Origin of the sequence: Eubacterium sp. F2 (assembly GCF_046244355.1) — a bacterium.
GTDB lineage: Bacteria > Bacillota > Clostridia > Peptostreptococcales > Anaerovoracaceae > Aminicella.
This window is the reverse complement of sequence record NZ_CP176393.1, coordinates 379,034-391,019: the sequence shown is the minus strand read 5'-3', so window position 1 is coordinate 391,019 and position 11,986 is coordinate 379,034. Positions and strand designations below refer to the sequence as shown.

The window sequence follows — 11,986 nt, the reverse complement described above, 5'->3', positions numbered from 1 at the left end:
AAGGGGGAATGATTCATGCGCAGAAATCCAGGACGTCCGCTCAGAAAACGGAAAGCAAGAAAGGGACGTTACGTAAAGAACTGGAAGACATTGAATTATTTCTGCCCTTCTGAAGACGGAAAATCCGTTCAGGTTTACGGAGTCAAGAAAAAGACCACGGATCTCTGGGTCGGCGGGAAGATGAAGGTTGTTTCCCTGGGGTCTGAACCGCTTCCTTATCAGGCCGGACAAAAATCCTACTGGAACAAGGCCGGAGTGTCGAAAACAGGGAAAACGATCTGGTGGAAACACTCCAATGACCCTGCGGCGCTGAAACGTTTTAAGAGAAACGCCCTCGCCGTAGCAGCGTTTTCACGGACACACAAAAACGGCCAGACTCTCCGGCAGTATGAGCAGGAGAAAGCTGCAAAATTCCAGAGAATCCGCATGTTCCTGTTCATGGTTATCGCCTGCATCGGCATGCTGTTCGGCGCGGCCTTCTTCAATCAGAGCCAGAGCTCTCAGGAACCTGGCGCTGCCATGCGCAGCAGCGGAATAATCGCCGTCCAGAACGCCGGAAACACCGTGGACGGCGGAATGCAGACCGAGTAGAGGCGCCGGCCCGCGAGATCGGAAAATAGAAATTCAGAATGATGAGCCCCCTTCATGAGCGGGCAGTGGAAAATTCCCTGAAAATCAGGGCGTTCACACTGTCCGCTTATGGAGGGGGTTCTGTATGCGTGGGATGTATAGGAGATGGGTTTCTTTTGAGGTTGAAGTCTGTGACGGTGAAGGTGAAGGCAGAAGGAGGTTAATAGGTGAGACTGCGGTGCTGCCGCTGCGTGTATACTGTATGCCGGCTTCGTCAGGGCGTGTGGAGTTCCTGATTTTATATTGTTTCCGATAACGGATAATTTCTACATGGGAATTTGAATGTGGATAATTTATTACCTGACTTGAGGGCATGTTTTTTTGGGATCCCCAGCAGTTCTGGAAGATGAGCCTGGAAATGTGATGAAAGCGTGATGAAATTTATTACGGTTCGTTTTTTTTCGATTTTTGACAGAAAGCGCAGAACCGAATAATTATAAATCCGTGGATAAACCGGGAATATCATAAGGAAAGTAGTATCGACTGGAATTTTGTGGATGATGAGGGGATAATAGCCTTTTGGGAAGGGCAAATGCGGGGAATTCATTCCTCAGAGGGCTGACGAAAACATGGAATTGAAGTAAATATGTTACAAAAGCGGGCTGTAGTTTTCGGAATATTTAACTTGAGAGAAAGCCTGGTTCTGCGGAAAATATAATAATCATGATTTAAACGAACCAGAAAAATACGAAGTTAAATGAATGCAAAATACATACATATACATGCATATATATGCGTTTTTTATATTTTCTGTTGCTGCGTATACAAACAGACAAAGGAGAACAGGCGCAGAATGCTGCATGAGAATCACAGCAGCAATGTGAAAACAATCTCATTCAGAAAGAGCAGCCGGTGGTCAGAGACTTGTATCGATCGGACAGCCTCCCCGACCACCGTAGAAAATATGCAAAGGTCTTATTATGTATATAGAAAAACAGAACTTTACATGCTAAAATAAAAGTTGTTTGACCCGAAGAATGGAGAGAAAGAAGGCTCATAGAATATGGAATACACCAATCCGAAAATGGGAAGAAACGAACTCTGCTGGTGCGGCAGCGGGAAAAAGTACAAGAAATGCCACATGCCTCTGGATCTGAAGATTGATGAATATGAGGAACAGGGCTATGAGGTTCCGGAGCGTGCGATCATCAAGACGCCGGAGGAAATCGCCGGAATTAAAGAAAGCGCGAAGATCAACATCGCTGCGCTGGATGCGGTTGCGGAGAAGATTCATCCGGGCATGGCGACGATCGAGATTGATGACCTGGTTTATGACGTGGTCACCAAGGCCGGCGCAATCCCTGCAGACCTGAATTATGAAGGCTATCCGAAGAGCGTGTGCACATCCGTCAATAACGAAGTCTGCCACGGTATTCCTTCCGAGGATGTCATTCTGAAAGATGGAGACATCGTAAACGTTGATATGTCAACGATTTATAAAGGGTATTATTCAGACTCTTCCCGTATGTTCATGATCGGAGATGTTTCTGAAGAGAATCAGAAGCTTGTCCGCGTAGCAAAAGAATGTGTAGATCTCGGCGTAAAGGCCGTAAAGCCTTGGAAGACGCTGGGAGACATGGGTGATGTGGTTCACCGCCATGCCGTAGAGAACGGATGCAGCGTTGTCTGGGAATTCGGCGGACACGGCTGCGGATGCGAGTTCCATGAAGATCCTTTTGTCAGCTATGTCAGCAAGCCGGGTGAGGAAATGCTGATGGTTCCGGGAATGTGCTTCACCATCGAGCCGATGATCAATCTGGGCCGCCCGGAAATCAAGGTCGATGAAAAGAACGGCTGGACCGTTTACACCAGAGACGGCAGCATGTCTGCGCAGTGGGAAGTTCAGGCTCTGGTAACCGAAGACGGCTGTGAGGTACTGGCATATTAATTAGAGTGAGGAACTGCTTTCTTCTGCAGCAGGGTGCTGAAGAAACGCAGAAACAGGCTGTATAACAGTGATGAAAAGCGATGGGGCTGCTGCACTAAGCTAGAATAAGCATAGTACAACAGCCCCCGTTCTTTTCACCGCTTTATTTTACTTTCTCGATTTCCCGAAGAATCAGCTGAATGTGCTGATTATAGTTTTCCAGGGTCCGCTCCCAGGCGAGTAGGGTCCGGCGCCCGAAATCCGTGATGGAGAACACGCGTCTCGGCTTTCCGGAGCTGCGGTCTATGACAGAAGTCAGGCAGTTGTCCTGCTCCAGTTTTTTCAGCCGGCGGTAGAAACCAGCCGGGTCAAGGCTGCTGTCGATCAGGCCGTCATTTTTCATCTTCTGCATCAGCAGAAAGCCGTGGGCAGGCGACTTGCTCAGTTCGATCAGAATCGACGGCTGCAGAAGCCGGTCCAGGTAGACTCCGTTGCAGGAAAAATTTTTATCCGGGGTATTGATGTTCAGATTCAGCCATCCTTCATAGAATGTATTCTGGAAAGTCCGGCGGTTTTTTGCCTGCGGCAGGTTCAGAACACAGTTGGCCTGATCTTCATCAGTCGGATGCAGAAATCCGGATTCCATGTCTTCCGGGTTGATCCGGCACGGCGTCGGATGATCGGTGAACATGTCCGGATACAGCAGATAGGCGGCGGCAACTCCGTCCCAGAAATACGAACTGTCCGCGCCGTAAATCACTTCCTTGTCATGGAAGCGGTAGCCGCATTTCTGTGCAATGTACATGCCGCTCGGATTGTCATTCAGGCACATCTTGTCCATAAACTCGTCCTTCGGCAGTTCAGAGACCGGAAGACAGTTATTCCCCGTAATAATACTGATATTTTTTCCATGGGTCAGGACATAGCAGGATGCTTCACTATTGATCGAGAAATTCAGTTCATGAAGAGGAGTCGATCCGTGAATATACAGCGGTTCTGTGATGCCGCCCATCAGAACAATCCGGTCGATCTTACTGAAAATATCCGGGTCGATCAGATAGGCGCCGTAAAGATTTCCGAGCGAGCCGATGCCCAGATACTGCAGTTTACCCTTGTGCTGATCCGCCGCCTTGACGATCAGTTCCGCCGCTTCGCTCCTCGGGTCTTCTCCCTTTTCACTTCCTTTATATAGAGGAATATAATTGAGGCCGGCTTCCTGCAGCAGTTCTCTGGTGCAGGAATACGTTTCCGCAGCTGTGCCATTTCCGAAATTACAGGCAATCCCGGCGATTTCCGCTTCATCCCGACACCCTGCCAGATACAAGAGCGCCAGTCCGTCATCCATCGGACGGCCTTCCATTCCCATGGTATTATCGCAGTCGAATAAGATATGTTTCATATTGGTTTTCTCTCCATTATTCAGAAATATGTCCATTACAATCAGTATAATATGTTTTTATGACAAAAAGAAACTGGACGGCGAAAGAAATGTGCTGACGCACAGTGAATAACGTATAGAAATTATCAATGAATAAAAACCTTATATCCGATTGACTAACAGGTTATGTTTGGGTATTCTTAGATATATAGTAGACCTGGTCAAATGAAAGGCGTAATAGAATGGAAAATATTCCAGTTATTCTAGATTGTGACAACACCATGGGCGTGCCCGGCTGCGATGTGGATGACGGCATGGCGCTGCTCTATCTGTTGGGCTGTCCAGAAGTCCGGCTTCTCGGCGTGACCTGCGCCTATGGAAACAGTACGCAGGATACCGTATATGAAAATACGGTCCGTCTGCTGAAACTCTGGGGGAGAAGCGATATTCCGGTCTGGAAGGGCGCGGAATCTGCAGAGGACAGGGAAAGCAATGATGCATCTGTGTTTTTGAGAACACAGGCAGAGAAACATGCCGGAAAACTGATCGTCATCGCTACCGGATCCATGAGTAATCTGAAGGGGGCGGAAAGCCTGAAGAAAGGCTTTTATCAGGAGGTAAACTGTTTTTCTCTGATGGGAGGAATTACGGAGCCGCTTCTGGTCGGTGGAGAGCCGATGGCAGAACTGAATCTTTCCTGCGATCCGCAGGCATCGCTTCAGATTGTCAGAAACGGCAGAGATGTCCGCATTGCGACGGAACAGAATTCCTTTCATTCTTTTATCGCGGAAGAAGAGTTCCGGAAGACGCTGGCTGAACACCCGGGGCAGCTGGCGGATTTTCTCTCTCATGAACTGGATTACTGGTTCCAGTTTTATCATGAAAACTACGGACTCGGCGGATTCGTCTGCTGGGATGTGATGGCGGCGGCGCAGGCCCTGCATCCGGAATATTTTCTGATGAAGAGGGAGAAGCTTCATCCGACAGAAGAATCGCTTCGGAGCGGAATGCTGAAGGGAGACGGACCGGAAAGGGCCCTTACACTCCCGGAAATCCGGGACCGTTCTGCGTACACACGGCACGTGTACGATACGATTTTCCGGGCGGATGTCTGTATTCCGGCGGAATCGTAACTTCTGCGGCAGGCAGAAACATCACAAGGACTGCATTCAGGAGGAGCAGAGACGGAGGCCGAGAGCAATGCGGCCGCCGGCAGGGAAATCCTCTTGCGGAGACGCTGCGGAAGCAGCGCGGAAATATTTTGTCCGATAATGGAAAAGGAGTAGTTTATGAAGAAGAAAATCGCACTGCTGCTGGCGGTCATGCTGGCGCTGACGACTGTGGCGTTCGGGCTGACCGGATGCGGAAGCAGTAAGTCTGACAGTTCCAAAAGCAAAGACTCTCTGGCGGGCATGAGCTGGAGCCAGGTGGAGAAGAAGGCGAAGGGAACGACGGTTACATTCTACGGATGGGCCGGAGACAAGGACAGAAACGCCTGGCTGAATAACACAGTCAAGCCTTACGTCAAGGAAAAGTACGACATCAATCTGAAGGTTGTCGGCATGGATATCGATGATATTCTGGCCAAGCTGTCCAGCGACAAAGAAGGCGGCACCAAGAAGGGAAGCATCGATGTCATCTGGATCAACGGCGAGAATTTCTATTCCGCTAAGGGCAACGGCCTCCTGTACGGACCGTTCACCAGCAGACTGCCGAACATGAAGAAATACATCGACCTGAACGATCAGGAGACCAAGTACGACTTCTGCAAGCCGATCAAGGGCTATGAGGCTCCGTACGCAAAGGCGCAGTTCGTATTCTACAACGACAGCAAGGTTACTCCGGACACGCCGAAGAGCGCGCAGGAACTGCTGGAGTTCTGCAAGAAGAATAAGGGCAAGGTTACTTATCCTGCACCGCCGGACTTTACCGGAAGTGCCTTCGTCCGCAATATTATTTACGAGACATGCGGCGGATATAAGAAGTTCCAGAACATGAAGGCGGATAAGGCCACCGTAAAGAAGGCCATTCAGCCGGCTATCAAGTATCTGCGTCAGCTGAACCCGTATCTGTGGAAGCAGGGAAAGACTTTCCCGAGCACATCCACCAAGCTGGATACCATGTATCAGGACGGCGAAGTTGTTATGGATATGAGCTACAGCCCGTATTCCGTCACAAAGGGAATTGCCGACGGACTGATCAGCAAGACCAATCAGACCTTTGTATTTGATAAAGGAACAATCGGTAACACCAGCTACATGGCGATCGCTTTCGATTCTCCGAACAAGGCTGGTGCGGAAGTGCTGATCAATGCCATCCTGTCGCCGAAGATGCAGCTGACCCAGTATAAGGAAGTAAAGAATCTGCCGGTTACGGACATGGACAAGCTGAGTTCTTCTCAGAAGAAGCAGTTTGAAAGTGTTGATATGGGAAGCGGTACACTGAGCCAGGATACACTGCTGAAGCACCGTGTTCCGGAAATGCCGGCTGACCTGGTTCCGGTAATCGAGAAGATCTGGAGCGAGGAAGTTGTCGGAAAATAGTTGTCTGCCTGCCGGCGCAGAGAAAGGCGCGGAGGGGCAGCATCTGACAGACAGGACAGGTGTTTAAATTATGAAAAACAGACGGGTTGTCCCGTTTCTGCTTTTAATCCCATTTATGCTTGTGACCGCGGCGATTATCGCCGCGGTCATTAACGTAATTGTGCAGGGACTGGGCTATATCAGAGCGTTTGGGCTTACGACCTTTACGCTGGATTATTATAAAGAAGTGCTGAAGGAGCCGGGGCTGATGAAGTCGCTTCTGGCCAGCCTGAGGATCGCGTTTTTCTCGGCGGTAATCGCATCCATTCTGGGAACGCTGATCTGTGCGGCGCTGATCCGCTGCCGGAAGGCAGAGGGCGGGATGCTGACGGTGGTGCGGCTGCCGATTCTGGTTCCGCACGCGGTTGTCGCGGTGTTTACGGTGGCGCTTCTTTCACAGACAGGAATTATTCCGCGTATTTTCTACGCGCTTGGACTTTTACATAACTACAATCATTTCCCGGATTTTCTGTACGGGCAGAGTTACAGCGGAGCGATTATCGCCTATATCTGGAAAGAATCGCCGTTTGTGGCCTATTTCACCCTGGCACTGATGAAGAGCGTCGGGGAAACCCTGGGCGAAGCGGCAGAGAACTTGGGCGCAAGTCCGGTGAGAAGCTTTTTCGATATCACGCTGCCGATGAGTATGCCGGCAATCGCCCAGGCATTTCTGATCATCTTTATCTTTGCCTTCGGCGGATATGAAGTTCCGCTTCTGCTGGGCGCAACGGAGCCAAAGGCCTTTCCGGTGCAGACCTACATCCAGTTCCAGACGCCGGATCTGAAAGACCGGCCTTACGCCATGGCCATGAACGGAATCACATTGATCTTATCCGCGCTGATGGCGATGCTCTATGCACTCCTGATGCACCGGCTTATGAAAAAGAGAGGAGGCCGCGCATGAGAACGAACAAAAAAGGCGTCATGCATGCCGTACTGATTCTCACGACGGTGATTATCCTGATTCCGGCTCTGGTGATCGTCCTCTGGTCCTTTACCGGAAAATGGCCCTGGCCGCATATCGCCCCGCAGACCTGGACCGGAAGAACCTGGCATGAACTGCTTTTCGGATCTTCTCCGCTTCCGGGTCTGCTCGGAAGCAGTGTTCTCCTGGCCTCGATTGTAGCCTTCTTATCTACCGTAATTGCAGTGATGACGGCGAGGGCGACAGAAATCTACCGGGTTCCGGGAAGAACAGCTATCCGTTATCTGGAATTCCTTCCGATGGTCGTTCCGGGAACCGTGTTCGCCATGGGCTTTCAGGTCACCCTGATCCGGATTGGGCTGAACGACACGATGACCGGCGTCGTGCTGGTGCATCTGGTCTGCGGCCTGCCTTACGCCTACGCGATCATGAGCGATATGATCGCAGCGGCCGGAAACGCACTGGAAGAACAGGCACAGGTGCTGGGCGCGCCGGCGGGAAGAGCCTTTCTGGATGTCACCCTGCCGCAGCTGCTGCCGGGAATCCTGTCCTCCTTCTGCATGTCATTCATCATTTCCTACAGCCAGTACTTCACGACCCTCCTTGCCGGAGGCGGAAAGATCAAGACCATCGCGCTGGTTCTGGTGCCTTATATTCAGAGCGGCGACCGTGCACTTTCTTCCGTCTACTCCGTCGTATTCGTCGGGTCTGCGCTGCTCGTCTTCGCGGTTTTCGAGAGCATTCTGAAGAAAATGAACCGGAATCTGCAGGCATAAGCGGCAAAAACCAATCCGCAAGGAGATCCCTTGCTGAGTCTGCTCCACAGAAGGGAGCAGCTCGTGAAATCAAGAAAAGGAACAAGCATGATTAAATTAAGTATAGAAAATCTGCGGGTGCAGTTCGGAAAGCATGTTATCCTCCCGGACATCTCCCTTCAGGTTGAAGAAGGCCAGTTTATTTCCCTTCTGGGCCCGTCCGGATGCGGCAAAAGTACTCTGCTCAAGGCGATTGCCGGGATTTATCCTGCTTCGCAGGGCATTGTCCGTCTGAACGGGAATGATATCACCACCCTTCCGCCTCATAAAAGAAACACCGTCATCGTCTTTCAGGACATGCGCCTGTTTCCGAACATGTCCGTAGAAGAAAATGTGGCCTATCCCTTGAAAATCCGCGGTGTCAGCGCGGCACGGCGCCATGAAGAGGCAGAAAAACTTCTGGAAGACGTGCAGCTGAAAGGATACGGAGAACGCCGCATCCATCAGCTGTCCGGCGGCCAGCAGCAGAGAATCGCCCTGGCCCGCGCACTGGCGGCCCGCCCGGACGTCCTGCTCCTGGACGAACCCTTTTCCGCACTGGACGAAAACCTCCGCGAGGGCATGCGGAGCCTGGTAAAAGAACTGCACCGGAAATTTCACATGACCACAATTCTGGTTACCCACGACCGTCAGGAAGCCGTGTCCATGGCCGACAAAGCCGCGGTCATGATGGACGGACAGATTCTGCAGTACGCAGAGCCAGCAGAAATCTATCATCACCCTGCAAACCAGAAAGTTTCCGCGTTCTTCCGCGACTGTGTCTACCTGTCCGGAAGTGTGGAAAACGGCATCTTCCGCGCAGACAGCCGCGTAGAGCTTCCGATTGACATTGCGGACGGAAACTACGACGTTATGCTGAAAGCCGGAGCCGTGCCGGAGAAGAAGGAGAACGAGCAGCGGCTGACCGCAGAATGAATGTCAGGCGGGATAAAACAGACAATAAGAATCTGCATTTCAAACAAATGCTGGATGACGGAGCTTCTCGCAGGGATGATGCCGCAGCCGGAGCCAGACGATAAAACCTGCGAGCGGACTGCCGCACCGTATGCATTAACGTTTGCGGCAGTTCCCGCGGGTTTTCGGATGGGCTCCGACTCTGCGGCCATCCCGGAGAGCGCTCCGGAATCCGGCATTCTGTTTGAATGCGTCCCTTATATATCTGACGACAGAAATCAGCAAAAAATTTCATGCCTGTCTCATGAGAAAGACAGAGACTCCGGTTATTTTTCACTGAATCAGCTGGATTTTTCTTCCAATCTGTGTTTTCCTTTGATATAATCTATTCTTACGCAAAAGCATGTGTGCTCTTATGCGGGGCGGACGCGCGCATCGGGAATTTCTGCGCGCGGAAGCGGACCGACCGGAGCGAAGGGGCGGAGGGCGTATGCCGGAAAGGATGCTGCCGGATGCGCTTTTCGGACGGAGAAGCTGCATGGTAATGCGGATAAAATAATGAGTTTTTAGAAGAATAAGACAGGAGGCACAGATGAAGAAGAATCGCAAGTTTGTTCTTGATACGATCCAGCTGCTGCTGGGAAACGCGATGAGCGCATTCGCCATGGCGTGTTTTGCCCTCCCGTATCATATGACGGTTGCAGGGGTTACCGGAATCGGCAGAATGCTTCATTACTATTTCGGTGTAGGTGTCACGGTTTCTGTAGCTGTAATTAACGTTTCGCTGTTCGTTGTCGGCTTTCTGATGCTGGGAAAGAAGTTTGCGGCAACCATTGCCGTTGGTACCTTTCTCTTTCCTTTTTGTCTGGGGGTATTCCAGAAGATGACCATGCTGCACCACCTGGTGAATGACCCGCTGCTGGCGGCGATCTGCGCCGGCGTTCTGGACGGTGTCGGACTGGGTCTGGTGCTCCGGATGGGCGGCTCTACAGGCGGCATGGATGTTCCGCCGATCATTCTGAACCGGAAACTGGGCTGGAAGGTTGCGCCGATCTTGTACGCCTGTGACGTCACGATTTTCCTGATTCAGATCCCGGTTACCAGCACCAATGGCATCATTCTGGGAATCCTCTACGCGCTGATTTACAGCGTGGTAATGAATAAAATCATCGTCATGGATCAGGGCGGTGTGCAGATCATGATTTTCTCGCGGAAACCGGCGGAGGTGAACGAACGGCTGCTGAAGCTGGGCTATGGCACGACGCTGATTCACACCACCAGCGGATACATGCAGAATGACCAGCGGGTTGTTTACTGCGTCGTTTCCAGCCGCAATCTGAATGCCATCAAGCGTGCCGCGCTGGCCATCGATGACAAGGCCTTCATCACCATCAGCAATGTCAGTGAGGTCAACGGAAACGGCTTCACCACAACCTTCCTGGATCAGGATTACGAGCCGGATGTAGAGGACCGTAAGGGCGGTCTGGAAATTATGCGCCAGAAGCAGAGACAGAAACAGAAAAAGCACTAGCCGGAGCTGGTGCTTTTTTATGTTGGATGAATATTTCTGAAGTACTTAGTGCTTCTGATGTTTTTCCTGATGAATCTGCGGTTTCTGCGGCAGCTGCGCGCTGCCCTTGATCGTGAAGGACCAGAAGAAGAGCAGGGCCGCAGTGATCATGGCCGCCTGGAAGGAATGGAATCCCGGAATGAATGTGCCCATCAGCTTTTCCAGGCCGGACAAAATAAACGGCGCAAGGAACTGAGACAGGTACATGGAAATGGATAAAAGCGGCATAACCGTTGAAGCCGCGTTTTTTCCTGCTTTGATCGACGCGGAGGAAATAATAAACGGGATGCCGACGCCGTTGGCAAAACCGATGAACCAGGAACCGGCAATGGCTCCGCCGAAGTTGGTCACGGTGGTCAGAATCAGGTAGCCGGCGAAGAAGAGCAGCGGCGCCGCGAAACGGGTCGCGCCTTTCAGATGCTTTCGCATACCCGCGTAGGCGAGGCCGCCGAAGAATCCGAAAATGTCTCCGGATGCCATGACAGCGGCGACGAATTTTTCTGGGACCAGGTGCATTCTTGCGGACTCCATCGCAAAGTCAGCCGGGTAAATAAAGAAGGTCAGCATGACCAGGAAAATCGCGATAATGTAGGCATAGTACTTTTTGAAACTGCTCTCCTGGGCAGTTTCTTTTTGTCTGCCGGAAGAATCGGAATCGCCAGGAGCGATAGACTCGTTCGGCATCCACATGGCGCAGAGGATGATGCTGATCAGACCCATCAGGTAGACCAGAAAGGCATGCTGCCAGCTGATCTGGGCCAGAAGTCCGGCAATTAATGTGGCAACTACGCCGCCCATCATGTTCATGGCGGAGGACATGCCCATCAGATGGTCCTGCTTGTCCTTGGTGTAATAGAAGGAAATCAGGCCAGTGGACAGCGGCATGATGATGCCGACGCCGACGCCGACCAGGGCGCGGCAGATCAGAATCAGGATGATGTTGGTGAACAGACCCGCGCCGCAGCCGAAGATGACGTAGAGGAGAAGGCCCATGATGACCAGGGCCCTGGCCTTAAAGCGGGCCGCCAGTTTCGGGAAGAAGGCGTTGGTGATGGCGATGAACAGTGCCGGCATGCTGATGATCAGCTGCACGAACATGGAATCGACATTCTTAAAGTAGTCCTGAATCAGACTGAGGGCCGGAGCGACTGCGGCGCCGGCCATGACGGTCAGCAGAGACAGCGACAGAATCGCCGTGGTCAGTTTCCACCTGCGTGGAGCATTTTCTTTTGACATGTAAATAATCACCTTTCTTTTCAGTTTAAAATGTGTGTCCGGCGGCCTGAAGCGGGTGGAGTACGGTTCAGGTCGTGAAGCTCAGGAAG

The 11,986-nt window shown here is 51.6% G+C and carries 10 protein-coding genes; 8 read left to right on the top strand and 2 right to left on the bottom strand.

Going from position 1 to position 11,986, the window contains the following annotated elements:
- Positions 1-15 precede the first annotated feature (15 nt).
- Both ACI77B_RS01535 and ACI77B_RS01530 read left to right on the top strand, forming a co-directional pair.
- On the top strand, positions 16-591 hold the full coding sequence (locus tag ACI77B_RS01535) for a hypothetical protein (protein WP_409337063.1): 576 nt from the start codon (positions 16-18) through the stop codon (positions 589-591).
- Between the two features lie 1,042 nt (positions 592-1,633).
- Positions 1,634-2,518, top strand: a complete 885-nt coding sequence (locus tag ACI77B_RS01530) for a methionyl aminopeptidase (RefSeq protein ID WP_409337062.1) — start codon at positions 1,634-1,636, stop codon at positions 2,516-2,518.
- A gap of 142 nt (positions 2,519-2,660) precedes the next feature.
- Here the strand turns inward: ACI77B_RS01530 and ACI77B_RS01525 are convergent, their stop codons facing one another.
- Positions 2,661-3,896 (bottom strand): nucleoside hydrolase, encoded by a 1,236-nt coding sequence (locus tag ACI77B_RS01525; protein ID WP_409337061.1) that lies wholly within the window; start codon positions 3,894-3,896, stop codon positions 2,661-2,663.
- 221 nt (positions 3,897-4,117) lie between these two features.
- On the opposite strand from ACI77B_RS01525, the gene ACI77B_RS01520 reads away from it, so the two are divergent.
- From ACI77B_RS01520 to ACI77B_RS01495, 6 genes are all read left to right on the top strand, one after another.
- A complete protein-coding gene (locus ACI77B_RS01520; RefSeq protein ID WP_409337060.1) occupies positions 4,118-5,008 on the top strand; it encodes a nucleoside hydrolase in 891 nt (296 codons plus the stop codon).
- A 156-nt stretch (positions 5,009-5,164) separates the two neighbouring features.
- Positions 5,165-6,418 carry an ABC transporter substrate-binding protein gene (locus ACI77B_RS01515; RefSeq protein WP_409337059.1) on the top strand — a complete coding sequence of 418 codons (1,254 nt, stop codon included), beginning with the start codon at positions 5,165-5,167 and terminating at the stop codon, positions 6,416-6,418.
- A gap of 70 nt (positions 6,419-6,488) precedes the next feature.
- Positions 6,489-7,361, top strand: a complete 873-nt coding sequence (locus ACI77B_RS01510) for an ABC transporter permease (RefSeq protein ID WP_409337058.1) — start codon at positions 6,489-6,491, stop codon at positions 7,359-7,361.
- Positions 7,358-8,158, top strand: coding sequence for an ABC transporter permease (locus tag ACI77B_RS01505; RefSeq protein WP_409337057.1), 801 nt, complete (start codon positions 7,358-7,360; stop codon positions 8,156-8,158). Before ACI77B_RS01510 ends, ACI77B_RS01505 begins: the two co-directional genes overlap by 4 nt.
- Positions 8,159-8,245: 87 nt before the next feature.
- Positions 8,246-9,112, top strand: coding sequence for an ABC transporter ATP-binding protein (locus ACI77B_RS01500; RefSeq protein ID WP_409337056.1), 867 nt, complete (start codon positions 8,246-8,248; stop codon positions 9,110-9,112).
- Between the two features lie 571 nt (positions 9,113-9,683).
- Positions 9,684-10,622, top strand: a complete 939-nt coding sequence (locus ACI77B_RS01495) for a YitT family protein (RefSeq protein ID WP_409337055.1) — start codon at positions 9,684-9,686, stop codon at positions 10,620-10,622.
- Positions 10,623-10,667: 45 nt separating this feature from the next.
- Here ACI77B_RS01495 and ACI77B_RS01490 read toward each other — a convergent pair whose 3' ends face one another.
- Positions 10,668-11,897: an MFS transporter gene (locus tag ACI77B_RS01490; RefSeq protein ID WP_409337054.1), complete on the bottom strand. Its 1,230-nt coding sequence runs from the start codon at positions 11,895-11,897 to the stop codon at positions 10,668-10,670.
- Positions 11,898-11,986 lie beyond the last annotated feature (89 nt).